The organism is Massilia sp. LMS1-1-1.1 (assembly GCF_040815535.1).
In the GTDB taxonomy this organism is placed as follows: domain Bacteria; phylum Pseudomonadota; class Gammaproteobacteria; order Burkholderiales; family Burkholderiaceae_D; genus Janthinobacterium; species Janthinobacterium aestuarii.
In genome coordinates this window covers 908285-932933 of record NZ_JBFPNG010000001.1, presented here as the reverse complement: position 1 = coordinate 932933, position 24649 = coordinate 908285, and the positions used below count along the sequence as shown (strand labels likewise).

The 24649-nt window shown below is 62.9% G+C and carries 22 protein-coding genes and 4 tRNA genes; 19 read left to right on the top strand and 7 right to left on the bottom strand.

Annotation, left to right across the window (positions count from 1 at the left end):
- Positions 1-7 precede the first annotated feature (7 nt).
- From alr to MRBLMS1_RS04220, 12 genes are all read left to right on the top strand, one after another.
- On the top strand, positions 8-1123 hold the full coding sequence (gene alr / locus MRBLMS1_RS04275; protein WP_485878034.1) for an alanine racemase: 1116 nt from the start codon (positions 8-10) through the stop codon (positions 1121-1123).
- An 88-nt stretch (positions 1124-1211) separates the two neighbouring features.
- Positions 1212-1769 carry an NADPH-dependent FMN reductase gene (locus MRBLMS1_RS04270; protein ID WP_034754982.1) on the top strand — a complete coding sequence of 186 codons (558 nt, stop codon included), beginning with the start codon at positions 1212-1214 and terminating at the stop codon, positions 1767-1769.
- 143 nt (positions 1770-1912) lie between these two features.
- Positions 1913-3496 carry a sensor domain-containing diguanylate cyclase gene (locus MRBLMS1_RS04265; RefSeq protein ID WP_485878031.1) on the top strand — a complete coding sequence of 528 codons (1584 nt, stop codon included), beginning with the start codon at positions 1913-1915 and terminating at the stop codon, positions 3494-3496.
- Between the two features lie 116 nt (positions 3497-3612).
- Positions 3613-4149, top strand: a complete 537-nt coding sequence (locus MRBLMS1_RS04260; protein ID WP_485878029.1) for a hypothetical protein — start codon at positions 3613-3615, stop codon at positions 4147-4149.
- 41 nt (positions 4150-4190) lie between these two features.
- Positions 4191-4616 carry a hypothetical protein gene (locus MRBLMS1_RS04255; RefSeq protein ID WP_485878028.1) on the top strand — a complete coding sequence of 142 codons (426 nt, stop codon included), beginning with the start codon at positions 4191-4193 and terminating at the stop codon, positions 4614-4616.
- 120 nt (positions 4617-4736) lie between these two features.
- Complete coding sequence (locus MRBLMS1_RS04250) at positions 4737-5087, top strand: hypothetical protein (protein ID WP_485878026.1); 351 nt, start codon at positions 4737-4739, stop codon at positions 5085-5087.
- A gap of 1 nt (position 5088) precedes the next feature.
- Positions 5089-6447, top strand: a complete 1359-nt coding sequence (locus MRBLMS1_RS04245) for a TolC family protein (RefSeq protein ID WP_485878024.1) — start codon at positions 5089-5091, stop codon at positions 6445-6447.
- 2 nt (positions 6448-6449) lie between these two features.
- Positions 6450-7832: a multicopper oxidase family protein gene (locus MRBLMS1_RS04240; protein WP_485878022.1), complete on the top strand. Its 1383-nt coding sequence runs from the start codon at positions 6450-6452 to the stop codon at positions 7830-7832.
- Between the two features lie 179 nt (positions 7833-8011).
- Positions 8012-9667, top strand: coding sequence for a methyl-accepting chemotaxis protein (locus MRBLMS1_RS04235; protein ID WP_485878020.1), 1656 nt, complete (start codon positions 8012-8014; stop codon positions 9665-9667).
- A gap of 77 nt (positions 9668-9744) precedes the next feature.
- Positions 9745-10509, top strand: coding sequence for a transporter (locus MRBLMS1_RS04230; RefSeq protein ID WP_485878019.1), 765 nt, complete (start codon positions 9745-9747; stop codon positions 10507-10509).
- A 90-nt stretch (positions 10510-10599) separates the two neighbouring features.
- Positions 10600-11097 carry a hypothetical protein gene (locus tag MRBLMS1_RS04225; protein WP_485878018.1) on the top strand — a complete coding sequence of 166 codons (498 nt, stop codon included), beginning with the start codon at positions 10600-10602 and terminating at the stop codon, positions 11095-11097.
- Between the two features lie 15 nt (positions 11098-11112).
- Positions 11113-12411: an NAD(P)/FAD-dependent oxidoreductase gene (locus tag MRBLMS1_RS04220; protein WP_485878016.1), complete on the top strand. Its 1299-nt coding sequence runs from the start codon at positions 11113-11115 to the stop codon at positions 12409-12411.
- A gap of 42 nt (positions 12412-12453) precedes the next feature.
- Here the strand turns inward: MRBLMS1_RS04220 and MRBLMS1_RS04215 are convergent, their stop codons facing one another.
- Both MRBLMS1_RS04215 and MRBLMS1_RS04210 read right to left on the bottom strand, forming a co-directional pair.
- A complete protein-coding gene (locus tag MRBLMS1_RS04215) occupies positions 12454-12969 on the bottom strand; it encodes a DUF6265 family protein (protein ID WP_485878014.1) in 516 nt (171 codons plus the stop codon).
- A 77-nt stretch (positions 12970-13046) separates the two neighbouring features.
- Complete coding sequence (locus MRBLMS1_RS04210; protein WP_485878012.1) at positions 13047-13760, bottom strand: sensor histidine kinase; 714 nt, start codon at positions 13758-13760, stop codon at positions 13047-13049.
- Between the two features lie 282 nt (positions 13761-14042).
- On the opposite strand from MRBLMS1_RS04210, the gene MRBLMS1_RS04205 reads away from it, so the two are divergent.
- Positions 14043-14438: a hypothetical protein gene (locus tag MRBLMS1_RS04205; protein WP_139089750.1), complete on the top strand. Its 396-nt coding sequence runs from the start codon at positions 14043-14045 to the stop codon at positions 14436-14438.
- Between the two features lie 74 nt (positions 14439-14512).
- Here the strand turns inward: MRBLMS1_RS04205 and MRBLMS1_RS04200 are convergent, their stop codons facing one another.
- Positions 14513-15502: a GGDEF domain-containing response regulator gene (locus tag MRBLMS1_RS04200; RefSeq protein WP_072453016.1), complete on the bottom strand. Its 990-nt coding sequence runs from the start codon at positions 15500-15502 to the stop codon at positions 14513-14515.
- 305 nt (positions 15503-15807) lie between these two features.
- Complete coding sequence (locus MRBLMS1_RS04195) at positions 15808-18315, bottom strand: hybrid sensor histidine kinase/response regulator (protein ID WP_485878010.1); 2508 nt, start codon at positions 18313-18315, stop codon at positions 15808-15810.
- Positions 18316-18743: 428 nt separating this feature from the next.
- Between MRBLMS1_RS04195 and MRBLMS1_RS04190 the strand changes: the two genes are divergently transcribed.
- The 3 genes from MRBLMS1_RS04190 (at position 18744) to MRBLMS1_RS04180 (ending at position 19134) form a co-directional block, all read left to right on the top strand.
- Positions 18744-18820: transfer RNA gene (locus MRBLMS1_RS04190), tRNA-Arg, on the top strand.
- A gap of 82 nt (positions 18821-18902) precedes the next feature.
- Positions 18903-18979, top strand: a tRNA-Arg gene (locus MRBLMS1_RS04185).
- A gap of 78 nt (positions 18980-19057) precedes the next feature.
- Positions 19058-19134: transfer RNA gene (locus MRBLMS1_RS04180), tRNA-Arg, on the top strand.
- 69 nt (positions 19135-19203) lie between these two features.
- Here MRBLMS1_RS04180 and MRBLMS1_RS04175 read toward each other — a convergent pair.
- Positions 19204-20349 carry a NosD domain-containing protein gene (locus tag MRBLMS1_RS04175; RefSeq protein WP_485878008.1) on the bottom strand — a complete coding sequence of 382 codons (1146 nt, stop codon included), beginning with the start codon at positions 20347-20349 and terminating at the stop codon, positions 19204-19206.
- Between the two features lie 344 nt (positions 20350-20693).
- Between MRBLMS1_RS04175 and MRBLMS1_RS04170 the strand changes: the two genes are divergently transcribed.
- Positions 20694-20770, top strand: a tRNA-Arg gene (locus tag MRBLMS1_RS04170).
- A gap of 55 nt (positions 20771-20825) precedes the next feature.
- On the opposite strand, the gene MRBLMS1_RS04165 is transcribed toward MRBLMS1_RS04170, so the two are convergent.
- Complete coding sequence (locus MRBLMS1_RS04165; RefSeq protein WP_485878006.1) at positions 20826-21701, bottom strand: helix-turn-helix domain-containing protein; 876 nt, start codon at positions 21699-21701, stop codon at positions 20826-20828.
- Positions 21702-21816: 115 nt separating this feature from the next.
- Here MRBLMS1_RS04165 and MRBLMS1_RS04160 point away from each other — a divergent pair, with 115 nt between their 5' ends.
- On the top strand, positions 21817-22773 hold the full coding sequence (locus MRBLMS1_RS04160; protein WP_485878005.1) for a phytanoyl-CoA dioxygenase family protein: 957 nt from the start codon (positions 21817-21819) through the stop codon (positions 22771-22773).
- An 82-nt stretch (positions 22774-22855) separates the two neighbouring features.
- Positions 22856-24001, top strand: a complete 1146-nt coding sequence (locus MRBLMS1_RS04155; RefSeq protein WP_139089746.1) for an alpha-hydroxy acid oxidase — start codon at positions 22856-22858, stop codon at positions 23999-24001.
- Here the strand turns inward: MRBLMS1_RS04155 and MRBLMS1_RS04150 are convergent.
- Positions 23998-24504 (bottom strand): P-loop nucleotide/nucleoside kinase family protein, encoded by a 507-nt coding sequence (locus MRBLMS1_RS04150; protein WP_485878003.1) that lies wholly within the window; start codon positions 24502-24504, stop codon positions 23998-24000. The two genes, MRBLMS1_RS04155 and MRBLMS1_RS04150, sit on opposite strands and share 4 nt — an antisense overlap.
- Positions 24505-24649: the final 145 nt, after the last annotated feature.

Sequence of the window (24649 nt, the reverse complement as noted above, 5' to 3'; positions counted from 1 at the left end):
GGCCAGCATGCCTCCGAAGGAACGTAGCGGCGCCATCCTGACGGTGGACCTGGACGCCGTGCGCGCCAACTACCGCTTGCTGCGCGACAAGGCGCACCCGGCCGCCTGCTCGGCCGTCGTCAAATCCGACGCGTATGGCCTGGGCGCCGCAGAAGTGGGCGCGGCCCTGTATGAAGAAGGCTGCCGCCATTTCTTCGTGGCGCACCTGGAAGAGGGTATCAGTCTGCGCCCGCACGTGGGGCCGGACGCCGACATCTTTGTGCTGCACGGCCCGCCCGTCGGCACGGAAGGCGAATTCACGGCCCATGGCCTGATTCCCGTGCTCAACAGCGAGCCGCAGGTGGCTGGCTGGCGCGCGCATGCGAAGGCGCTGGGCCAAACCTTGGAAGCGAATGTGCAGGTCGACACGGGCATGTCGCGCATGGGTTTGTCGCCGCAGGAAATCGACGCCTGGCTGCTGGATCCGCACTTTCTCGACGGCATCAAAGTGCGCTACCTCATGAGCCACCTGGCTTGCGCCGACGAGCGCAGCAACCCGATGAATGGCGAGCAGCTGGCCCGTTTCACGGCCATCCGCGCCCGTTTGCCGCAATACCGCGCCAGCCTGGCCAATTCCTCGGGTATCTTTTTGTCGCCCGATTACCACTTTGACCTGGTGCGCCCGGGCGCGGCCCTGTACGGCATCGGGCCGCAGGGCGGCGAACCGAATCCCCTGCGCTCCGTGGTGCGTCTGCAAGGCAAGGTCTTGCAGACGCGCACGATTGCTGCCGGCGACCACGTGGGCTACAGCCGCCGCTACACGGCCAGCGAGCCGCGCCAGGTGGCCACTGTTTCCGTCGGTTACGCCGATGGCTGGCTGCGCAGCATGAGCAACCAGGGCCTGGCCATCGTCGACGGGGTGAAAGTGCCGCAGATCGGCGCCATCTCGATGGATTCCATCACGCTTGACGTAAGCGCCATCGCCGAAGAACGCGTCGCGCCGGGCAGCCTGGTCGACCTGATCTGCGCCGAACACCCGGTTGACGCCGTGGCGGCCATGGCCAATACCATCGGCTACGAGGTATTGACTAACCTGGGCGGGCGCTACTACCGCGAATACCAGGGATTGGCTGGCGCACGCTAAACAGCGCGAAACCCATGATTGTGTGGCAAGATAGCCCCGGTGTGAACTCCACTAAGGGGCTTCTTTTTAACCATCATCGGGGATATATATGAGCCAATATAACGTTGCTATCATCGTCGGCAGCCTGCGCAAGGATTCCTTCAACCGCAAGCTGGCCGACGCCATCGTCAAGCTGGCGCCGCCCGAATTTTCCTTCAAGCACATCGAAATTGGCGACTTGCCGCTGTACAACCAGGATGACGATGGGGCACAGGCCGAGCAGGTGCTGCGCCTCAAATCCGACATTTCCGCCTCGCAAGCCTTGCTCTTCCTCACTCCCGAATACAACCGCTCGATTCCCGGCGTGCTGAAAAACGCGCTCGACCACGGTTCGCGTCCGTATGGCCAGAGCGTGTGGGGCGGCAAGCCGGGTGCCGTGCTCGGCGTGTCCGTCGGTGCCACCGGCACGGCCCTGGCGCAGCAGCATTTGCGCAATGTGCTGTCCTACCTGGACGTGCCGCTGCTGGGCCAACCCGAGATGTTTATCCAGGCCAAGGATGGCCTGTTTGACGAACATGGTGGCATCGGTCCGGCCAGCCTCGGTTTCTTCCAGGGCTGGATGCAGCGCTACGTGGACTGGGTCCGCAAGCACGCTATCCACGCTTGATGCAGATCAAAGCGGCAGCGTTCTGCGTTGCCGTTTGTACATTTTCTTTGACCATGGATGCCAATATTTCAATATTGGCACGGGCCTCTCGGTATAATGCGCTCTTTCTTTAGCGCAATACTTTCCAATTTCTTGCCGACCCCATGTGGACTAAACCTGTTCTGCGCATGAATCTGCGCCGTTTGATCGTGCTCGTGGCCTTTGCCAGCGCACTCGTGTCTCTGGCCAATACGTTTTATGCCAGCTACAGCGTGCAGCGCCAGCTGCTGATCGATACGACCCTGGAAGCGAACCACGCGTATGCGAGCAAGCTGGCCAGCACGGCCGAGGATTTCCTGCAGTCGGCGCGCCAGCAACTGGCCTACAGCGCCGGCAGCCTGCCATCGCGCATGGGCGACGATGGGTGGCTGACGGATGAGGCGCAGCGCCTGCGTTTGCAAACGAACAGCTTCAATTCCGTGCTCATCGTCGATGCGGACGGCAAGGTGCTGGGCGTGTCGCCGGAAACGCTGGCCCTGAAAAACCGCACGCTCGACTCCGTCGGCGCCGTGCAGGCGCTGCGCGAACGGCGCCCGCTGGTGACGCAGCCCTACGTCTCCTCGGCCGGCAACCTGGTTGTCTTCATTTCGCATCCCATCATTGGCAAGGATGGCCGCTACCTCGGTTATGTGGGCGGCAGCATCTACCTGAAACAGAAAAACATCCTGTACACCATGCTGGGCCAGCATTACTACCGCGACGGCTCCTACCTGTACGTGGTGGACCAGAACCGGCGCCTGCTGTACCACCCGGACCCCGAGCGCCTGGGCGACCTGGCCGGCAAGAATGACGTCATCGACACCATCGTCGCGCAGCAGGGCGGCGGCAACCGGCGCATGAGCAACAGCCTGGGCGTGGACATGCTGGCCGGCTACGCCGTCATGCCGTCGACGGGCTGGGGCATCGTGGCGCAGCGTCCCACGGCCATGACCCTGGCCCCGCTGAACCAGCTGATGGCCAACACGGTATGGCATTCGCTGCCGATCGCCTTGCTGAGCCTGCCATTCATCTGGTGGCTGGCCAGCCTGATTTCACGCCCCCTGATGCAGCTGGCCGACGGCGCGCGGCGCATGGATGCGCCCGGCACGGCCGAGCACATCGCCGGTATCCGTGCCTGGTATGTGGAGGCGGCGCAAATCAAGAAAGCCCTGCTGAAGGGCTTGGCGTTGTTGCAGAACAAGATCGGCAAGTTGAAGACCGACGTGCAGACAGACCCGCTGACGGGCCTGTCGAACCGGCGCGGCATGGCGGCGGCGCTCGACGTCTGGCAGGCGCAGGCGCGGCCGTTTTCCGTCATCGCCATCGACATCGACCATTTCAAGCAAGTCAACGACCAGTGGGGCCATGCCGTGGGCGACGACGTCATCCTGCGCCTGGCACAGCTGATGCGCGCCTGTTCGCGCGATGCCGACGTGCTGTGCCGTACTGGCGGCGATGAATTCATCATGCTGCTGCCCGACGCCGACCTCGACGCGGCCCTGCAGGTGGCCGAGCGTTTGCGCGCCAGGGTGGCCGCCGCCGTGATTCCCGGCGCGGGCGCCATCACGGTCTCGCTGGGCGTCGTGTCGTCGGAACAGGAAGCGGGCAAGGTGGGCGGTGCGGACGCCGTGCTGCTGGCAGCCGATGCCGCGCTGTACGTGGCCAAGGAAAACGGCCGCAATTGCGTGGGCATCACGGAGCCTGCTTGACAGGAAACTGATCCGCTGTTTTCTGTTGCATCTGAGCCTGTCCGCTTTGCCCGCCAGCGCTTACCATGTGGCCCTGATCAGATACAAAGAGGACAACGTATGGCAGGGGTGGATGAATGACGTTTGAACAAGCACCTGGCATCCGCTGCGAAGTCGCTGGACAGCCGCACCCGCTGGCCTTCCTCGGCTGCCGCGGACTCAACTATGGCCAGCACAGCGTGCTGCCGCTGCATCCGTTCCGCCTGAGCGTGCCGGAAGCGGCGCTGGCGCCCCTGCTCGACGAGCCGTTCAACAGTTTTATCCGGACTTGCCGCGAGGACGACCTGCAGGACGAAGAAAGCGACTTGCCCGCGCTCAAGGAAGCGGGCTATCCCGACATCACGGCCATGCTGGCAGGCCACCGGCAGCTGCTGGCCGAAATGCTTTACGACTTCATGATCAGCGATTTAATGGACGCGATCGGGCGAGCCAGCGGCTACCGGAGTCAGGTTCCACGCTACTGGGGCGACGTGGAGGCGGCAGACAACCGCGCGTATTTCATCGTCAATGAAGTGGAGACAGTCTCTTTTGCCGATGGTCAGGTCATATTCGAAGGGCAGGGCTACTACGGCACCTACGTCATCTGGCTGACGCACGGCTATGTCCGTAAATAGGGGCTTGACCTTCCTCATGTGGGAAGGTTTATAGTTGTGCCATGAACCGTGCCTTTTTCCGCTTTCTCGCCCGCTCGCTGCTCTGGCTGCTAGCCGTCACGCTGCCCTTGCAGGGCTTTGCGTCGGCCATGCGCAGCTGCTGCGTGGATGAGCTGGCGGTCACGGTCACGGTCGCCGTCGAGGCAGTGCAGGCGCCCCAGTGCCACGACATGGGCGACATGGCCGGCATGCACATGCAGAACCAGCCGATGAAAATGGCCATGGACGATGGCGGCGCCACGCACCACGGCCATGATTGCAGCAACCATGGCGCTTGCACCGTGGGTGCCACGGCGCCGCCCGGCATGCCTGCCTTGCACGCCTTGACCCTGCGCGCGCCGCCTCCGGCGCTGGCGCCCGACTCCCTGTTCGCCGGGCATATCCCGCCTGGTCCCGAACGTCCCCCGAGAAGCACGCGCTCCGCCTGACCGCCCGTTGAACCTGGCGGTGCGGCCGTCGCACGTCCCAGCATCCTGAGCCTTGCACCGGCCGCGCCAGCGTTCCAGTCGCGCGCCCGCCGCGCCATACCCTGTCATTCAAGGAATACCATGAAACACCTGTTCAGCCTCGCGCTGGCTGTGCTGCCGCTGGCTGCCGCAGCGCAGTCCCAATCCGCCCCGCAAGAGGCGCAAGCATCCGTGCCTGCCACCACCTACCGCTCCGCCTTTGCCGGCTACCGTCCCGCCGCCGAGGAAGAGGCCACGCCCGACCAGACCTGGCGCGCCGTCAACGACAAAGTCGGCAAGGCCGGCGGCCACATGGGCATGATGAAAATGGATGGTCACAAGATGGATGGCCACAAAATGGAAGGGCACAAGATGCCGATGGCTCAGCCCAGCCCCAAGCCCGATGCCAAGCCTGCCCCGCAACATCAGCACCACCAGCATGAAGGACACTGACATGACGCGTTTCAAGAACCCGTATGGCCTCACGCCGCTGGCCCTGGCGGCCGTCCTGCTGCTCAGCGGCTGCGCCAGCTTCAGCCAGGATGGCGGCATGCAGACGGTGTCCGCGCTGACCGACGCCCGTACGGGCGCCCCGGCGGCGCTGGCGGACAAGGGCGGCGAGGAAAAATTGGCTACCCTGCTGGCCCAGCCACTGGACGCCGACAGCGCCGTGCGCATCGCCCTGATGAACAACCACGGCATGAAGGTGGCGCTGGCCGAACTGGGCGCGTCCGAATCGGACCTCGTGCAAGCGGGGCGCTTGCGCAATCCCGGCCTGTCGTTCGGCCGCTCGCACGGTAGCCATGGCAATGAAATCGACCGCGGCGTCAGCTTCGACCTGGCCGGCCTGCTGACCATGCCGATGCGCGTGAACATCGAGCGGGGGCGTTTCGAGCAAGCCAAGTTGCAGGCCGCCAGCAGCGCCGTGCAACTGGCGTCCGACACGCGCCGTGCCTATTTCAACGCCGTGGCCGCCGTGCAGACGGAAGCGTTCATGCAGCGCGCGCTGCTGTCGGCCGAGGCGGGCGCCGAACTGGCCACGCGCTTGCAGCAGGCGGGCAACTGGAGCCGCCTCGACCAGGCGCGCCAGCAAGTGTTTTATGCGGATGCCGTCGGCGACCTGGCCCGCGCCCGCCACCAGGCCACGGCCACGCGCGAGCACCTGACGCGCTTGCTGGGCCTGTGGGGCAAGCAGACCGGCTTTACTTTACCGTCGCGCTTGCCCGACTTGCCGGCCGAGGCGGCGGACGCGGGCAATATCGAGGCGCAGGCGATGGAGCAGCGCCTCGATGTGCAAAGAGCGAAACTCGACGCGCATGCGACGGCCGATGCGCTGGGCTTGTCCAAGGTGACGGGCTTCGTCAATGTGCTCGACGTGGGCTACACCAACAAGAGCAGCAGCGAGGCGCCGCGCGAAAACGGCTATGAAGTGTCGCTGGAATTGCCCCTGTTCGACTGGGGCTCGGCGCGCAATGCGAAGGCGCAAGCGCTGTACGAGCAGTCGCTGCAGCGCACGGCGGGCACGGCTGTCAAAGCCCGCTCGGAAGTGCGCGAAGCGTATTCGAGCTACCGCACGGCTTACGACCTGGCGCGCCACTACCGCGATGAAGTCGTGCCGCTGCGCAAGACGATCTCGCACGAAGTATTGCTGCGCTACAACGGCATGCTGGCCAGCGTCTTCGAGCTGCTGGCCGACGCGCGCGAGCAGGTCGCCAGCGTCAACAGCGCCATCGAAACCCAGCGCGATTTCTGGATCGCGCAAACCGAATTGCAGTCAGCCATCAATGGCAGCGGCCCAGCCAACAAGGAATAATGATGATTACACGTAGAAACTTTTTCATGAATGCGGGCGCCGTCGCCCTGAGTGCCGCAGCGGTGAGCAGAGTCGGTGCGGCATCGTTGCCGGAAGCCGTCAGCATGGCTGGCGCTGACACCAAGGCCCCGCCACCGCCGCCGAACGGGCGTCCGTACAATCCCGTCGTCACCCTCAACGGCTGGTCCTTGCCCTGGCGCATGAACAACAACGTCAAGGAATTTCATCTGGTGGCCGAACCCGTCGTGCGCGAACTGGCGCCCGGCATGCAAGCGAACCTGTGGGGCTACAACGGCCAGTCGCCAGGGCCGACCATCGAAGTGGTGGAGGGCGACCGCGTGCGCATCTTTGTCACCAATAAATTGCCGGAACACACGAGCGTGCACTGGCATGGCCAGCGCTTGCCGAACGGCATGGATGGCGTCACGGGCCTGACCCAGCCGGGCATTGCCCCTGGTAAAACCTTCGTCTATGAATTCGTCGCCAAGCGGCCCGGTACCTTCATGTACCACCCGCATGCCGATGAAATGACGCAGATGGCCATGGGTATGATGGGTTTCTGGGTCACGCACCCGAAAGACCCGAACTTCATGAAGGTGGACCGCGATTTCGTCTTCTTGCTCAGCAACTACGACATCGATCCGGGCAGCTACACGCCGAAGATCATGACCATGACGGATTTCAATTTGTTCACCTTCAACAGCCGGGTCTTCCCCGGTATCGACCCGATGGTCGTGCGCCAGGGCGACAAGGTGCGCGTGCGCGTGGGCAATCTGACCATGACGAACCACCCGATCCACATGCATGGCCACGAATTCGAGGTGACGGGCACGGATGGCGGCTGGACGCGCCCCGAATCGCGCTGGCCCGAAGTGACGACCGATATTGCCGTGGGCCAGATGCGCGCCGTGGAGTTTACCGCCACGGACCTCGGCGACTGGGCTTTCCATTGCCACAAGTCGCACCACACGATGAATGCCATGGGGCATGACGTGCCGACCATGATCGGCGTCGACCACCAGGGCGTGGCGGCGAAGATCAACCAGCTCGTGCCCGGCTACATGGTGATGGGCGAGCGGGGCATGGCCGACATGGGCGAAATGCAGATGCCGATTCCCGACAATACCCTGCCGATGATGGCGGGAGATGGCCCGTTCGGCGCCATCGGCATGGGAGGCATGTTTACCACGGTCAAGGTGCGCAAGGATCAAAAGCCGGGCGACTACCGCGACCCCGGCTGGTACAAGCATCCGGCCGGCAGCGTGGCCCATGAATGGACGGGCGCCGTGCCGGCACCGGTGCGCGGCCAGGGCGCGGGCAAGCCGGCCACAAAAAGCGGCGTGGAGATGACGGTGCGCAAGCCGGGTGGGCACGCAGGCCACTAAATTGGTCAGCTGGCACTGACAATCGCAACGGCTTGCCTAGCATGGCAAGCCGTTTTGCATGTTGCTGCAAATCAATGAATTGTTGGTTAGTGACAATCCGAGCATTTTAGTGACTGTTTTTTCCTTATATTCAAGCCATACGCTTGAATTATTGGCTACCGTCTTGCCTAGGAGGAAACATGTTGAATCAAATGAAAGTGGGGACGCGCCTGCTCGCGGCCTTCTTTTGCGTCGCGCTGATGGGTGTCATCGTGGCCGGTATCGGCATTTTCAACATGGGCAAGATCGATACCATGGCGGGGCAGATGTACAACAATGAGCTGCTGGGGCTGTCATACATCAAGGAAGCCAATATCGCCCTGATCAAGGTGGGCCGCGCGCGCAGTAATTTCTTGCTGGCCACGACCGCCGAGGAGCGCGCCACGCGTCAGGCCGACATCACGAAATTTCTCGAATCCAATAAGGCCTATCTTGCCAAGGCCCAGCCGCTGTTCGTCACGCCGGCGGCCAAGGAGCTGTTTGCCCGCTTCGCCGCCGTTGAAGCCGAGTACGTCGCCACCATGCGGCAGGCGCTGACCTTGGCGGCGGGCGAACCGCTGGCGCAGCGCAGCGCGCAACTGGTCGAACTGCTCAACAAGACGCGCCACCATGCTGACGAGCTCGACGGCGTGCTCGATAAACTGTCGCTGCAGAAGGAAGAGCGCGCCAAGGCCGCTTCCGAGCAGGCGTCCGGCGTGTACCAGGCCAGCCGCAGCTTCATGATAGCGCTCGTGCTGGGCAGCGTGGCGGCCGGCCTGGCGCTGGGGGCGCTGATCACGCGCGGGCTGACGCGTCAACTGGGCGGCGAACCGGCGTATGCCGTCAAGATCGCCGGCGCCATCGCCGAGGGCGACCTCACCGTCGAGATCCGCACGGCCGGCCACGACAGCGCCAGCCTGCTGTTCGCCATGAAAACCATGCGCGACAAGCTCGTGGGCATCGTCAGCCAGGTGCGCTCGGGCACGGACACCATCAACACGGCCTCCGGCGAAATCGCCCAGGGCAACCTCGACTTGTCGTCGCGCACGGAAGAGCAGGCCAGTTCGCTGGAAGAAACGGCGTCGTCGATGGAGCAGCTGACGTCTGCCGTGCGGCAGAACGCGGACAATGCGCGCCAGGCCAATGCGCTGGCCGGCGCCGCATCCGACGTGGCCGGCAAGGGCGGCGCCGTGGTGGGGCGGGTGGTGCAGACGATGGAATCGATCAATGCGTCTTCGCGCAAGATCGTCGACATCATCAGTGTCATCGACAGCATCGCTTTCCAGACGAATATCCTGGCCTTGAACGCGGCCGTGGAAGCGGCCAGGGCGGGCGAGGAGGGGCGCGGTTTCGCCGTCGTCGCGGCCGAAGTGCGCAACCTGGCGCAACGCTCTGCCAGTGCCGCCAAGGAAATCAAGACACTGATCGGCGACTCCGTCGAGCAGGTGGAAATCGGTTCCAGACTCGTGCATGATGCGGGCAAGACGATGGATGAGGTGGTCGCCAGCGTGCGCCAGGTGGCCGACATCATGCAGGAAATCACGGCCGCCAGCGCCGAGCAAAGCGCCGGCATCGAGCAAGTCAACCAGGCCGTGCTGCAGATGGACCAGGTGACGCAGCAAAACGCGGCCCTCGTGGAAGAGGCCGCCGCGGCCGCCGAATCGCTGCAAGACCAGGCGCAGACCTTGACGGAACTGGTGGGCGTATTCCGTCTGCATGCCCAGGCGCAACAGATGGCCGTGCCGGCGGTCAGCAACGTCACACCGCTGCGCCGATCAGCGCCGGCCGCCAGGCAGGACGTGCGGCGCCTGGCCTGACAACGGCGGGCCCGGGCGCAATCGGCGCGGCGGTGGTAGGCTGTCGCTATTGCGCGTTTGCCACTTCCGGATCTTTCATGCCGTCTTCCCGCTTGCTTTGCTTATCCTTGCTGCTGTCCCTGGCGCCGCTGGCGCAGGCGCAGCAGGGCGATCCCGTCCTGCCTTACCGGCCTTCCGTCGCCAGTCCGGCCCAGCTGCCCGTGCCGGGCCAGCTGGAATTCGAGGCCGGCGGCCTGCTGTCGAAAACGGACGACACGCGCCGCGCCAGCCTGCCGTACACGTTCAAACTGGCGTTCACGCCCGAATGGGGCATGCTGCTCGAAGGCGAGGGTGTTGTGCGTGCGCGCGATGACACGGGGCGGCGCGAAACGGGCGTGGGCGACACGACGGTCGTGCTCAAGCGGGCCTTTTTGCTCGACAGCGCCACGGCGCTGGGCCTGGAACTGGGCTGGAAGTTGCCGACGGCCAAGGACAGCATCGGCAGCGGCAAGAGCGACGTGTCGCTGAACGGTATTTTCAGCCGCGACCTGAGCGCCGTGCACGTGGACGCCAACCTGAACGCCACGCGCCTGGGGGCATCGGACCCTGGCGCGGGCAGGGTGCAAACGGGCTGGGCGACTTCCTTTTCCACACCCGTCAGCGAGCACTGGGGCGCCACGGCCGAAGTGTCGGGCATGCGCCTGCGCGGTGCGCCGTCCACGGCGCTGCTGCTGCTGGCCGCCACCTACAGTCCCACGCCACGGCTGGCCATCGACATCGGCATGGCGCGCGGCTTGACGGCGTCGTCGCCGGACTGGTCGTTGTTCAGCGGCTTGGTCGTGCCCTTGGGCAAACTGTGGTGAGATTGCCACGGAGTTCCTTATGTGTCCTTGCGAACAAACAGTTGGTCACACAAGGTCTACAATGACGGCATAACTAAAAGGAGTGTCACCATGAAAACCCTGATTCTTGCTGCCGCCTTGCTGTCGGCAGCTACCGCCGCCGTCGCCCAGGTCGGCGTCTCCGTTACCGTCGGCCAGCCAGGCTTTTACGGACGCCTCGATATCGGCGATTATCCCGCGCCGCAACTGATCTATGCCCAGCCCGTCATCGTGCAGCGCCCGCAATACTATTCGGCCCGTCCGATCTACCTGCGCGTGCCGCCCGGCCATGCCAAGCACTGGTCCAAGCACTGCCGCAAGTATAATGCCTGCAACCAAGAGGTATATTTCGTCCAAGATAGTTGGTATAACAACCAATATGTGCCCCGTTATCGCCAGCAGCATGGCGACCATGGCCGTCCCGATTACGGCGACCGCGGCCGTCACGACTACAAGCATGATGACAAGCGCGACAAGCATGAAGGCAAGCGCGACAAGCATGATGACAAGCCGGGCAAGGGTCATGGCAATGGCAATGGCAATGGCCGCGGCAACGGGCACAAGGATTAACAGGCAGGAGGATATTTGCATAGTAAAATCGTTATCGTAGGGGGAGGTGCGGGCGGCCTGGAGCTGGCCTGCAAACTCAGCCGCAAGCTCGGCCCCGGCCAGGTCACCCTGGTCGACAGCCGCCTGTACCACATCTGGAAGCCGTCGCTGCATGAAGTGGCGGCCGGCACCCTGGACATTCATCAAGAGGGCCTGTCGTACCAGATGCTGGCGCATGACAATGGTTTTACCTATGTCTATGGTCCGCTGATCGCGCTCGACGCCGGCTCGAACAGCCTCACCGTGGGCGCCATCGCCACGGACAAGGACGAGCAGCTCTTGCCGCAGCGCACTGTCAGCTACGACCAGCTGGTGCTGGCCGTGGGCAGCACGTCGAATTACTTCGGCGTGCCTGGCGCCAAGGAAAACACGATTTCCCTCAATGCCACGGAAGACGCCGAACGTTTCCGTTTGACCCTGCTGAAACTGCTGGCCATGGCCGAGCAGCGCCAGGGCGACGCGGGCCATCCCGGTGTCGACATCGTCATCATCGGCGGCGGCGCCACGGGTGTCGAGCTGGCGGCCGAATTGCGCGAAGCGAGCGGCGTGTATGCGGCGTATGGTTTTCAGAATCTCAACGCCATCAAGGATGTGCGCATCACGCTGCTCGAAGGGGCGCCGCGCATCCTCGCGCCGCTGCCCGAGCGCGTGTCGATTGCCGCCTCGAAACTGCTGCACCAGCATGGCATCACCGTGGTGACCGATACGCGCGTCACCACGATCGAAGCCGACAAGGTGACGGTGGCCAGCGGCACCAGCTATGCGGCCGACATCTGCGTGTGGGCCGCCGGCATCCGCGCGCCGGAATTCCTCGCCACCTTGGGCTTGCCGACCAACCGTTCCGGCCAGCTGGAAGTGACGGGCATGCTCAACGTGCAGGGCCATGCAAATATTTTCGCGCTGGGCGACTGCGCTGCCTGTATGGGGCCGGACGGCAAACTGGTGCCGCCGCGTGCCCAGGCTGCCCACCAGCAAGCCGATTACCTGGTCAAAACATTCCTGCTGCAAGCGAAGGGCAGGCCGCCGCAAACCAAGCCCTACGAATACCTGGACTACGGTTCGCTCGTGTCGTTTGGCCGCACCACCTCGGTTGGGACCCTGATGGGTTCGCTGAAGGGCCTGAGCTGGTTCGTCGAAGGCTTTGTCGCGCGCATGATGTATGTGAGCCTGCACCTGATGCACCACAATGCCGTGCTGGGCAGCGTGCGCACGGCCGTCATGGCCATGGGCCGTTTCCTGATCAAGCGCAGCACGCCACAGGTCAAGCTACATTAAGCAAGCTGATATCCGAGCAGAAAGGGGCCGCGAGGCCCTTTTTTATTTGCTGCGCGGAATTGGCGCCGCTTCGCAGCGGCCCCGCGTCATGGGGAAGGCTATGGTGGTGAGTTTGCCCTTCAAGGTGCCGGTAATGCTGGCGTGCAAGATGCGCTCGCTGTCGTGGCGGTAGATGATGCGGCTCGGAAAGTCATTGTCCAGGTTGGCGAAGATGAATTCATTCGGCTTGTCCTGGCGCAGCAGGTTGAAGATCACGGGCGGCTGGCCCGACGGCTGCACGATGTAGGCCAGCTGCCCCGGGTCGGTGAGGCGGATCTGCACGAATTCAAACGCTGTCGTCTTGCCGCCCTTGACGGTGCGGCTGGTGCCGAGAATGGTGCCGCCAGCGGCCGTGCTCCATTGTTCTCCGGAACCTGGCTCGGCGCCGTCGACGTTCCAGCAGCCGGCCAGCCAGGCCAGCTTGTCCACGGTTTCCGGCGGCGGCACGGTATTGTCGGCGGCCTGGGCGGCGCCCATGGCCAGCAGCGCAGCCAGCAGGGTGGGGATCAGTCCTTGCATGCGGTCTCCTGTCGTCGAATCGTTCTGCTGTGCGGGGCGTTCCGGCAGTGTTCTGGCGTGATGCGGCCTGGCAAAGACTATTCTTTCGGGGTAACGCGCGGCAAGACGACGGTCAGGGCCGTGCCGCCTTGCGGATTGGCTGCCAGGCTCAGGCTGCCACCGAGGTAATGCACGCGCTCGCGCACGGAGCGCAGGCCGTGCTTGCTCATTTCGACGGGTTCGCTGGCGGGCAAGCCCACGCCGTCATCCTTGACGGTCATCATCAGCGCTTCGTCATTGTCGTCGATGATGATGTCCACTTCGCTTGCCTGCGCATGCGCGGCGATGTTGCCGAGCGCTTCTTCCAGGGTGCGCAGTAGGGCCACGCCCACGTTGCGCGGGCAAATCAGTTCATCTTCGGGCAGGCTGCAGCGCACGGTGATCTTGTGCTGTTCGGCAAATTGCGTGGCCAGCTCGCCCAGCGCCACATTTACGCCGAGAAACTCGAGCTTGTCGTTCCACAGCTTCATCTGCATCTGGCGGTTGGTCTCGATCACATTGAGCAGCAATTGCTTCATGGTCGCCGCTCGGTCGAGCAGGGCCGCTTCCTGCGGCATTTTTTGCGTCAGCAGCGACAGGTGCATGGTCAGCGCCGTCAGCGACGAGCCGAGGCTGTCGTGCAGCTGGCGCGACAGGGCGCGTCGTTCATTGTCCCAGCTGGTGTTGACATGGCCGAGCAACTCGCTGAGATCGGCGGCGCGTTCCGCATCGGCCTGGGCCGTTTCCTTGTTCGGATCTGTTTGTGCGGACATAGCGCCCCGTGAATGGTGAAAGGTGGACCAAATTCAAGTTGTGGATCATACATGAGGATTTCATCGCGGGGCGCATGGATGGAAAATTTCTGTCTTTTCGGCAATTTTGATCTCCTTCCATCACTTTTATATTGTCGGCAATATTATCGTTTGCGCCAGCAGCTGCCGTTCCTGCCGTTACGTACGGCTGCGCACATACCGGGGCGCCGCACGCTGCCATAGTGGCGTCATGCATTTTCTCCATGCAGCACAGGCCCGCTTACCGAAACGAAAGGATATGCCATGAATATCGATACCATCGTCGACCAGGAATACGCCGACAAAAGCTTCCGCGACATCGTCAATGCGCCCATCAGCGCCCTGCGCGGCGTCAGCCCGAAGGATGCCAAGGCCTTGCAGCAAGCGTTTGGCGTGCACACCGTGCGCGAACTGGCCAATCTCAATTTCGTCAAATGGGCCAGCGCGCTGGCCATCCTGGCCGATGAAGAGGGCATGAGCGGCGAAGAGCGGGCCAAGGAAGAGCTGCTCGACGACGCCGTGGAAATGACCTTCCCCGCCAGCGACCCGATTTCCGTCGATGCCGGCATCACGCGCATCGAAGTGCCGCCGGAAACGGTCGATGCGCAAACGGACCACCAGCACGCAGGCCAGCAAGAAGTGGCCGCTGGCAAGAAATAAGCATCCTGCGCATAAAAAAACCGGCTGGCCATGAAGGCTTGCCGGTTTTTTTTGCGTGCTGTGCGGTAAGAAACTCAGGCGATCGACGGGATGTTGTTTTTTTGCATGTTCACCTGCGTCTGCGCGGCGATCACCTCGTGCGGGATGCAGCAAAAGCGGTTCTTGCCGGCGCGCTTGGCTTCGTACAGGGCCGTGTCGGCCGCGCCCAGCAGCGAGTCGACGGTGCTGGCGTCGTCCGGATAGATGGCGATGCCGATGCTGGTCGACAGGCGCAGGGTCAGGTCGTTGATGAAATACGGCTCGGAAATGACTTCGATCAGCTTGGCGGCCGGTTCGCGCGCGTCGCCCTTGCCGGCCAGGTTGCCCAGCACGATGACGAATTCGTCGCCGCCGATGCGCGCCACCGTGTCTTCCTTGCGCGAGGCGCCCACCAGGCGGGCCGCCACCATTTTCAGGATCTCATCGCCATAGCCGTGGCCGTAGCTGTCGTTGATGGCCTTGAAGCCGTCCAGGTCCAGGTACAGGATGGCCGACTTGCCGCGGCTGCGGGCCGATTGTTGCAAGGTATGCTCGATGCGGTCTTCCAGCAGGCGCCGGTTCGGCAAGCCCGTCAGCGGATCGTGCAGCGCCAGTTCCTGCTGCTGCTTGCTGTATTGCGCCAGTTCCTTGTACAGCAGGCGCACTTCCAGCATGTTGTGGATGCGCTTGTGCACTTCCATCAGGTCGAAGGGCTTGCTGATGAAGTCGCGCGCGCCCGCTTCCAGCGCGGCGATCTTGAAACTTGGTTGTGCCGTCAGGGCCAGCACGGGCAGGTAGCCGCCATGCTCGATTTCCTTCAAGCCTTTCATGACTTGGAAACCATTGAGTTCCGGCATTTGCAGATCCAGCAAGATCAGGTCGTAGCAATGCTCCCGGTGCAGGGGGCAAACCTGGGCCGGACGCATGGTGGCCGTGACATTGGTATAGCCTGCATCGCGCAGGATTTCCAGCATCAGGTCAACATTGTCGGGTGAATCATCGACGACCAAAATTTTGGCTTTCAAAATCTCATCTTGGCTGGGCATGTAAGGTCTCGGTTATACGGTCTATGCAACGCTGGCTTCTACCGCAGCTGATGGGCTGACGGCAGTGGAAAGATAGTAGCGCCTTGCAACAAGATAGGGCGCACAACAGCGCTTGAGTTCGCTTATGCCGTTCTCGCCGGCCAAGGCCGCCGTCTCCAGCCTGCCGTGCAGGTGTGCTTCTGCATTTCAGTGTAGCAAACTTTCGCTTAGTTGCTTGTAGGACAGTGCCGCGTCTGAAAGTAGGAAGGCTAACCCATGAAAATAGTCATTTTGTACTGCACTATGTATTTCTTTGCATCATCTTTTTAGGGCCGTATATTGCGCCCCTGTTCACGGGCGCCGGTGCTGACGCGCGACGCGGCCAGCTGCGCCACGGCCGCCAGCAGCTCTGCCGGGTCGAGCGGTTTCGAGACCCAGGCCTGGAAGCCGCTGGCCAGCGCCCGCTGGCGGTCCTGCGGTTGCGCGAACGCCGTCAGCGCCAGCGCGGGCAGGTTGGCCGCATCGGGGGACGCATGCGCGCGGATTTGCGCCAGCAAGTCGAAACCGTCGGCGTCGGGCATGCCGATGTCGCTGACCAGCACATGCGGGTGCACCTGATCCAGCAGTTGCAGCGCTTGCGCCACGCTGCCGGCGCCATGCACTTCGGCGTGGCTGTCGCGCAGGATGCGCGCCGTCAGTTCGCGCGCATCGGCCTCGTCATCGACCAGCAGCACCGTGACGCCGCGCAAGTCGTGGCTGGCGGACAGCTCGCCGCCCTTTGGGCGCGCCGGTGCGGCCCGCGTCCCCAAGGGCAGGCGCACGGTAAAGCTGGCGCCCTGCATGTCGCCGGCGCTGCTGACCGTGACCGTGCCGCCATGCTGCTCCACCAGGTGCTTGACGATCGCCAGCCCCAGCCCCAGGCCGCCATGGCGGCGCGTGGTGGAAGCGTCGGCCTGGCGGAAGCGGTCGAACACGTGGGGCAGGAAGTCTTTCTTGATGCCGACGCCGTTGTCGGCCACCGTGATGGCCAGGCGGCTCGCCTCGCGGCGCACGCCGATCTCGACCCGTCCCCCTTGCGGCGTGAACTTCAGGGCATTCGACAGCAGGTTCCAGATCACTTGCTGGATACGGCTGGGGTCGCCCGTGATGGTGCCCGCATCGCTGGCGATGTTGCTGTGGATGGCGATGTGCTTGGCGTCGGCCGCCGGGCGCAGGGTTTCGATGGCCGAGGCGATGATGCTGGCGGGCACGATGGTTTGCAGGTCCAGCAGCACCTTGTCGGAGGTGATGCGGCTCATGTCGAGCAAGTCTTCGATCAGTTGCGCCTGCGCGCGCGCATTGCGTTCGATGCTTTGCAGACCCCGGTGCAGGTCGGCCTGGTCGCGCGTGCCGCGCCGCAGCACTTGCGCCCAGCCCAGGATGGCCGACAGCGGCGTGCGCAGCTCGTGCGACAGGGTGGTGAGGAAATCGTCTTTCAGCTGGTTCGTGCGCTCGGCGTCGGCGCGCGCCTCGCGTTCGCTGTCGAGCAGCACCTTGCGCTCTTCGGCGGCGCGCGTGGCGGCCGCGTACAGGCGCGTATTGTCGAGCGCCACGGCGGCCTGGGCCGCGATGGCCGAGACGATGCGTTCGCTGCGCGCGCTGAACATGCCCGCTTGCGGATGGCCGAGCAGCAAGCGCCCCAGCAACAGGCCCGAGCGCGAACTGACGGGCAGGCTCAGGCAGCTGCGCAGCGGCGGCGCGCCGCCGGCGCTGGCGTCGGGCGCGGCCAGCAAGTCGTTCTGGCGCATGGCCGGTCCCTGGCGCAGTTCCGTGGCGATGGCATCGGCCTCGCGCAGGCTGATGCCGTTGACGGCGCGTGCCGATGGCAGGGGGGCGAGGCTGTCGTGGACCTCGCCCGCATCGTCATAGTAAAAGGCGCCGAAGCGCGCGCCGCTGATGCGCGTGGCCGCATCGACGGTTTCCTGCAGCAGGGCAGGCAAATCGAGGGTGCTGGCCAGGGCCGCGCCCGTATTGTTGAGCAACTCGAGCACGCGCGTTTCATCGCGCAAGGCTTCCTGCGCGCGCTTGACCTGGTCGACATCGGTGCTCGTGCCAAACCAGCGCAGCAGCTGGCCGCCCCGGTCGCGCACGGGATTGGCGCGCGTCAGGAACCAGCGGTACTGGCCGTCGGCGCCGCGGATGGGGAACTCCATTTCGAAGGGCGTGCCGTCGCGCAAGGCGGCCTTCCAGGCTTGCAGCATGGGCGGCAGGTGCTGCGCGTCATAGGCGATGCTCCAGCCGTCGCCCGCCATCTGTTCGGCAGTGGTGCCCGTGTAGTCGTGCCAGCGCTGGTTGTACCAGGCAATGGTGCCGTCGAAGCTGGCGATCCAGGCCAGTTGCGGGATGGAATTGGCCAGCGCGCGCAAGTCTTCCTCGCTGTGGCGCAAGCTTTCCTCGGCCGCCTTGCGCTGGCTGATGTCCTGGATATACGTGGTCAGGCCGTCGCTGGAAGGGAAGATGCGCACTTCCAGCCAGCGCCCCAGCGGCGGATACAGCAGCTCGAAACTGCAGCTGTGCTGCTGCGCCATGGCGCGCCGGTACTGCGTTTCCAGTTCCGTGCCATGCAGGTCGGGGCAGGCTTGCCACAGGTTCTTGCCTGTCAGGCTGGCGCCAGGCGTGTGCTGCGGCGCCAGCATGGCCGCGCCGCGCGTATTGAGGTAGCGGATGGTCCAGTCGCGGTCGAGCAGGCAAAAGCCGTCGGTAATACTTTCCAGCAAGTTGGACAGGCGCTCGTCGGAGAGGCTCAGCGGCGCTGATGGGGGTAGCAGATCTTGCTCGCGGTCATGCTTGGCCATCGGAAATCCTGCAACAGTGAGTCTGCCGCACGGGCTCTTGCCCCGCCGGGCCGCCGCCGCTAAGCTCAGTTAAATAGGTCATGATGTTCAATGCCCGCCGTCATGCATCAGGGGAGGCACAAACGCCCCTGTCTGGCTGGTATTGTAGCCCCAAGCGGCGCGCCGCCACCGCACGCTTGCGCGCCGCCTGCAGATAGCACTGGACAGGCTGGGAAGCAGTCCCTATAATCCCGCTTCTTTCGAGACAGCAACTTCTCGATTCGCTGGGCGCCACTGTGAAAGCAGAAGTGTCCACCGATAAAAAGGCGTGCGCTTTTTGGCAGTGAAAAGGTAGTCGATGGAGCGGGGTGGTATTCTGCAAAATCAGCTAAGCGATTGAAAAATCGAACTTTTCAAAGCGAAATGAATACGCTATAATGTTTGCCTGCGCGGCTGTAGCTCAGCTGGATAGAGTACTTGGCTACGAACCAAGGGGTCGTGGGTTCAATTCCTGCCAGCCGCACCAGAATACTGAAAATCAGACTTTGCCTGATTTTGTTGTAACAAGTTTCACCTCCATGTTGTTCGTGGAATGTTGTCGAAGTTTTGCGGCTGTAGCTCAGCTGGATAGAGTACTTGGCTACGAACCAAGGGGTCGTGGGTTCAATTCCTGCCAGCCGCACCAGTATTGCCAAGATGGAGTTCGCTTCGTTTTGATGAAAGTTTCAAGCTTCGCGCCGTACGGCGAAGTGTGTCAGAGTTTGCGGCTGTAGCTCAGCTGGATAGAGTACTTGGCTACGAACCAAGGGGTCGTGGGTTCAATTCCTGCCAGCCGCACCAGTATTAGCAGTAAAGAAAAACCCGGAAAGTTCGCTTTCCGGGTTTTTTGCATTTCCGCCCGCGTCGCGCTTATGGCACGACATTGACCAGGTTGGACAGGCTCAGGATTTTACCCAGTGTCGCGCTATTCGCGCTGTGGCTGGGGTCCCTGTTAAGCGACAGGAATTTCCCTTCGTAATTCGAGATGCTGAGCGCTCCCGACATCATGCCACCCGTCGTCAGCAAGGTTCCCAGCACCGTGGTGTACTTGCCCGCATTGCCCGGCACGCCGCCACCGACGAAGCTGCCTTCGTAAATGCTGCTGCTGATGATGGTATTGCTGTAGGTATTCGATTTCAGGTTGATGCCATATTGCACCTGCTCGAAACGGGGCGCGATGATCGTGTTGTGGCTGAAATGGTCGACATCGATGCCGTTGAGCAGGCTTTCGAAGCCGATGTTGTAGAACTTGTTGCCGTTGAAGTAATCCGTCTGGTTCGGGCCTTTCTCGGCCCGCAAGCCCGTTTCGCCAGCGATGCGGCCACCTGTGAACGTGTTTTCATTGACCCAGTTCTTGCTGCCCGTGCTTTCCGTCGTCAGGTAGATGCCCACCGCGTTCTGGTACAGATAATTGAATTGCACCTTGTTGTACTGGGACCCCTTGGCGCTGCCATCGCCTGTGACCTTGATGCCATTTCTGAATCCCTCGATCCAGCGTGCATTCAGATTGGTATTGCTGGCATTGAGCAGGGTGACGCCCGAGCCGCTGTAGGTGCTGTAATCGGGCGTCGCGCTGGTCCAGCTCAGGCCGACGACTTTTTCCAGGTACACATCGTGCGTGTTTTCAACGATGAGGCCGTCGCCTGGCCCGAAAAACAGGGTGCCCAGCGACGTCAGGCGGATGCGCTTGTTCGCGGGCAGGCGGAGCGCGCCCTGGAATTTGTACTCGCCGGCATCGATCACCAGTTCCTGGCCGGATTTCAGCTTGCCGATGGCGGCGGTGACGGCCGGGGTATTGTTGTTCGATGCTTCCGACAGGCCGAACCATTTCGCGTGCAAGGCGCCGCTGTAGGCGCGCTTGTAGAGTTTGTTGCCGCTGAGAATAGTCGTGGCGCCGTCGGCATCGGTGGCGGAACCGGTGCCGGACAGGTAAAACAGGCCTTCGCGGCCCGTATCCGAGATGAACACCACGGGCGGCGGCGCCGCATCGCCTTGCAAGGCGCTGATGCTCATCATGGTCTGGGCGTGCACGCCTGGCGTCGCAAAGATTGCGGCGAAGGCGCCTGCCGTTGCGAATGTGGAGAAGGTAAAGGTAGGACGCATTATTTCCTCTGCATGGATGGATGGGACGGCTGGAGACTGTATGATTATCTTAAATATAATACTATTTAATAACAGTGTTATATTTAGATGCTTAAAAAATATTTTCCGTATGCCAGCCAGCCGGGGCAAGTCGCGCGCGCTGTCGCGGCGCCTGGGTGGCGCTATCTCAATTGGTATCTCAGTTGTTATATCAATTGTGAAATATCGCGGCGGCGCCCTTTGCCATTCTGCAAAGCCCTGCTATAATCTTGTCTTAGGCGGCTGTAGCTCAGCTGGATAGAGTACTTGGCTACGAACCAAGGGGTCGTGGGTTCAATTCCTGCCAGCCGCACCAGAATATTGGGGGTCAGATTGTAAAATCTGATCCCCTTTTTCGTTTCCGAACGGATTTACGCCAAGTCTTTGGCGCCGCGCCGGTATTGCCGGCGAAACGCGCGCGGCGTGACGTGCTTGGCGGCGCGGAACTGGCGGTTGAAATGCGCGAGGTTGCGGTAGCCCGCCTCTTGCGCGATGACGGCAATGGCGAGATTGCTTTCGATCAGCTGTTGGCAGGCGCGGCCGATGCGCAGCCGCGCCAGGTATTCGCCCGGCGTGCAATGCGCGTGGCGCTTGAAACAGCGGTGAAACGCGCCCAGCGACAGGGCGGCCCGCTGCGCCAAGGTTTCCAGTGCGATCTCTTCCCGGAAATGCGCGTGCATGAAGTCAAACACGATGGCCATGCGCTTTTGCTGCCCATCGGCATGCACCGGCGTCTGTGCTTGCGAGGCCAGCGGCCGCGCGGCGCCATCGCCCGCCAGCGCCAGCAGCACGTCGAGCAGCAGCGGCAGGCGCTGCGGCACGGGCAGGGCGTTCAGTTGCAGCAGTTGATGGGCGCAGCGCGCGCTCGTGTCCGCTGAAAAATGCAGGGCCGGGCCGGCGCGGGCCGCCAGCTGCCGCACGCCGTGCAACTCCGGAAAACAGGCCGCCAGCTGCTCCACCCACTCGAGCGAAAACCACACGACGACGGCCAGCATCGGTTGCGCGCTGTCGATGCGCTCGCTGGCCGACCACGTGTGCGGCAAATTCGGCCCCAGCAGCACCAGGTCGCCCGGTTCGAAGTCGCCCAGATGGTCGCCGATGTAGCGCTGCCCCCGCGCATTCACGGTCAGGGTCAGCTCGAATTGCGGGTGGTAATGCCAGATGAAGGGAATGGCATCGAGTTCGCGCCACAGCAAGCCCCAGGAGTGGCCCGTCGGGATCGTGACTTGTTCGAATAAAGGCGTCATCGTGACGTTTTGAAGGAGTTGATGGTGAGGATAGTATCAGTATTGGCCGCTCAACGCGCATTTTGCCCGGCTCTGCCGGAGCACAATCTGTCTCACACCAACACAGGAGACAGCGATGCAAGACCGATATCAATACGGCGAAGACCGTCCCGGCAACCCGTCCGTGGCCTACACGGAACAAACCCAGTTGCGCGACATCCAGAAACAGCTGCCGCTGCGCGTGCTTTCCGACAGCGACTTCTTGCACTGGCAAACCTATGGCTACGTCATCGTCAAGGATGCCGTGTCGCCCGAGCAGGTGCGCCGCACAACCGATTTCCTGTGGGAATTCCAGGGACTCGACGAGAACGACCCGGCCACCTGGAACCGGGATCAGTTGCGCGACCACGCGATGAAGGAACTCAACGGTTCCGGCATGGTCGAGGCGTATCACAACCAGACCCTGTGGGACAACCGCCAGACCCAGCGCGTCTATGACGCCTTTGTCGACATCTGGGATCGCGAGGACCTGTGGGTAACGATCGACCGCGCCAACCTGAACACGCCGAACAATGGCAAGCGCAAGTTTGGCGGCTTCATCCACTGGGATGCCGATACGACGCTCGACCCGCTGCCCGTCAACGTGCAGGGCGTGCTGGCCCTGTCCGATACGTCGCCCGAGAGCGGCGGTTTTCAATGCTATCCGGAATTGTTCAACAACTTGCTGGCGTGGCGCAAGACCGTGCCGCTTGACCGCAATCCATGGCAGCCGGACCTGGCGACCGTGCCGTACCCGATGGAATTCATCGCCATGAAGAAAGGCGAATTGCTGATCTTTAACAGCCTGCTGGCGCACGGCATCCGCCCGAACACGTCGACGGACCAGGTGCGCCTGGCCCAATACATCTCCTTTACGCCAGCGCAGGAAGACAATCAGTCCCTGCGCGACTGGCGCGTACAAAGCTGGCGCGAGCGCAGCGCGCCGCAGGGCTATGCGTTTCCCGGCGACCCCGAGGAAAAGGAAAAGCTGCGCTATCCTCAAGCGCAGTTGACTGAACTGGGCGAGAAAATCCTCGGCGCGCGCGCCTGGTAAGTGTGGCGGCATTGCCTGCCGGATAGACAATTGCAGGCAAATGCACGATCATGGCTTGACTTGCCATCGACCGAGGAAACGCATGAGTATCATCACCAGCATCGAAGACTTGCGCGTGCTGGCCCAGAAACGGGTGCCGCGCATGTTTTACGACTACGCCGATTCCGGCTCCTGGACGGAATCGACGTACCGCGCCAACAACAGCGATTTCGCCAAGATCAAATTCCGCCAGCGCGTGGCCGTCAACCTGGAAAACCGCAGCCTGGCCTCGACCATGGTGGGCCAGCACGTGTCGATGCCGGTGGCCCTGTCGCCCACGGGCTTGACGGGCATGCAGCATGCCGATGGCGAAATCCTCGCGGCCCAGGCGGCCGAGCGCTTCGGCGTGCCGTTCACCCTGTCGACCATGAGCATCTGCTCGATCGAGGACGTGGCGGCGAACACGACAAAGCCGTTCTGGTTCCAGCTGTACGTGATGAAGGACCGCGAATTCATCAACCGCCTGATCGACCGCGCCAAGGCGGCGAAATGTGGCGCGCTGGTATTGACGCTCGATTTGCAGGTGCTGGGCCAGCGCCACAAGGATTTGCGCAACGGCCTGTCGGCGCCGCCGAAGCTGACGATTCCCAACATCCTCAACATGGCCACCAAGCCGCGCTGGGTGGCAGGCATGCTGGGCACGAAACGCCGGGGTTTTGGCAACATCGTCGGCCACGCCACGTCCGTGTCCGACATGTCGTCGCTGTCGGCATGGACGCAGCAGCAGTTCGACCTGAGCCTGTCGTGGGCGGACGTGGAATGGATCAAGCAGCGCTGGGGCGGCAAACTGATCATCAAGGGCATCATGGACCCCGAAGACGCGCGCCTGGCCGTGGAAAGCGGCGCCGACGCGCTGATCGTCTCGAACCACGGCGGGCGCCAGCTCGATGGCGCGCAATCGTCGATCGAAGCCTTGCCGGCCATCGTCGACGCCGTCGGCAGCCAGATCGAAGTGCATATGGACGGCGGCATCCGCTCGGGCCAGGACGTGATCAAGGCCGTGGCCCTGGGCGCGAAAGGCGTATACATCGGCCGCCCGTTTTTATACGGCCTGGGCGCCATGGGCGGGCCGGGCGTGACCAAATGCCTGGACATCATCCGCAACGAACTGGACCTGACGATGGCCTTTTGCGGCTTGCGCGACTTGCAGCAGGTCGATAAAAAGATCCTGCTGCCGGGCACGTTTTAAGCGGTCACGTGCACGATATGAAAACCTTCGGCCGCTGAAGGCGGCACGAAGTGGCGCGTGATTTCATCAAATTGCGCGTCGCTGGTCGAGAACGGGTGCAGCCCGCTGGCATTGCGCTGGCGCAAGCGCTCCTTGCATTCTTCGTCCGAAACGTCGAGATAATGCAGCACGTGCGGCGTGCCCGCCTGCTGGAGCAGCTCGCGCATCCACGCGCGGCTGGCCGGCGTATTGGCGGGGAAATCAAGCACGACGGACACGCCCGCCCGCAGCATTTGCAGGGCCAAAGGGGCGATGGCCGCGCGCAGCCGCGCAGCGCAGGCCACGTAGTCGGCCAAGCTGGCGATCTGGCCCGGATACAGCTGCGCCAATAAAGTGTCTTCGCTGATGCGCACCGTGTGCGGCGCTTGCGCAAGCCGGCTGGTCAAAGTGGATTTTCCGGAGGCTATCTTGCCGCAGACGAGGTGCAGGGTGGGGGAAGCGTTGGTGCTGGAAGTCGGGGTCATGGTCGCTCGCTAAAAAAGAAATGAAGCCTGCGAGACGGTTTGACCAGTGACTGCACATCAAAGCCGCCCCTCAGGCGGCTTTGGCAATCACACTGCTGCTAAGCCACCATCGTTGGAATGGCGGCAATAATCGATGGCAGGGTAG

What these genes read in the sequence shown, in the direction of transcription:
- alr (WP_485878034.1), top strand. Translation starts at nt 8, where the DNA reads ATGCCTCCGAAGGAACGTAGCGGCGCCATCCTGACGGTGGACCTGGAC.
- MRBLMS1_RS04270 (WP_034754982.1), top strand. Translation starts at nt 1,212, where the DNA reads ATGAGCCAATATAACGTTGCTATCATCGTCGGCAGCCTGCGCAAGGAT.
- MRBLMS1_RS04265 (WP_485878031.1), top strand. Translation starts at nt 1,913, where the DNA reads ATGTGGACTAAACCTGTTCTGCGCATGAATCTGCGCCGTTTGATCGTG.
- MRBLMS1_RS04260 (WP_485878029.1), top strand. Translation starts at nt 3,613, where the DNA reads ATGACGTTTGAACAAGCACCTGGCATCCGCTGCGAAGTCGCTGGACAG.
- MRBLMS1_RS04255 (WP_485878028.1), top strand. Translation starts at nt 4,191, where the DNA reads ATGAACCGTGCCTTTTTCCGCTTTCTCGCCCGCTCGCTGCTCTGGCTG.
- MRBLMS1_RS04250 (WP_485878026.1), top strand. Translation starts at nt 4,737, where the DNA reads ATGAAACACCTGTTCAGCCTCGCGCTGGCTGTGCTGCCGCTGGCTGCC.
- MRBLMS1_RS04245 (WP_485878024.1), top strand. Translation starts at nt 5,089, where the DNA reads ATGACGCGTTTCAAGAACCCGTATGGCCTCACGCCGCTGGCCCTGGCG.
- MRBLMS1_RS04240 (WP_485878022.1), top strand. Translation starts at nt 6,450, where the DNA reads ATGATTACACGTAGAAACTTTTTCATGAATGCGGGCGCCGTCGCCCTG.
- MRBLMS1_RS04235 (WP_485878020.1), top strand. Translation starts at nt 8,012, where the DNA reads ATGTTGAATCAAATGAAAGTGGGGACGCGCCTGCTCGCGGCCTTCTTT.
- MRBLMS1_RS04230 (WP_485878019.1), top strand. Translation starts at nt 9,745, where the DNA reads ATGCCGTCTTCCCGCTTGCTTTGCTTATCCTTGCTGCTGTCCCTGGCG.
- MRBLMS1_RS04225 (WP_485878018.1), top strand. Translation starts at nt 10,600, where the DNA reads ATGAAAACCCTGATTCTTGCTGCCGCCTTGCTGTCGGCAGCTACCGCC.
- MRBLMS1_RS04215 (WP_485878014.1), bottom strand. Translation starts at nt 12,969, where the DNA reads ATGCAAGGACTGATCCCCACCCTGCTGGCTGCGCTGCTGGCCATGGGC.
- MRBLMS1_RS04210 (WP_485878012.1), bottom strand. Translation starts at nt 13,760, where the DNA reads ATGTCCGCACAAACAGATCCGAACAAGGAAACGGCCCAGGCCGATGCG.
- MRBLMS1_RS04205 (WP_139089750.1), top strand. Translation starts at nt 14,043, where the DNA reads ATGAATATCGATACCATCGTCGACCAGGAATACGCCGACAAAAGCTTC.
- MRBLMS1_RS04200 (WP_072453016.1), bottom strand. Translation starts at nt 15,502, where the DNA reads ATGCCCAGCCAAGATGAGATTTTGAAAGCCAAAATTTTGGTCGTCGAT.
- MRBLMS1_RS04195 (WP_485878010.1), bottom strand. Translation starts at nt 18,315, where the DNA reads ATGGCCAAGCATGACCGCGAGCAAGATCTGCTACCCCCATCAGCGCCG.
- MRBLMS1_RS04175 (WP_485878008.1), bottom strand. Translation starts at nt 20,349, where the DNA reads ATGATGAGCATCAGCGCCTTGCAAGGCGATGCGGCGCCGCCGCCCGTG.
- MRBLMS1_RS04165 (WP_485878006.1), bottom strand. Translation starts at nt 21,701, where the DNA reads ATGACGCCTTTATTCGAACAAGTCACGATCCCGACGGGCCACTCCTGG.
- MRBLMS1_RS04160 (WP_485878005.1), top strand. Translation starts at nt 21,817, where the DNA reads ATGCAAGACCGATATCAATACGGCGAAGACCGTCCCGGCAACCCGTCC.
- MRBLMS1_RS04155 (WP_139089746.1), top strand. Translation starts at nt 22,856, where the DNA reads ATGAGTATCATCACCAGCATCGAAGACTTGCGCGTGCTGGCCCAGAAA.
- MRBLMS1_RS04150 (WP_485878003.1), bottom strand. Translation starts at nt 24,504, where the DNA reads ATGACCCCGACTTCCAGCACCAACGCTTCCCCCACCCTGCACCTCGTC.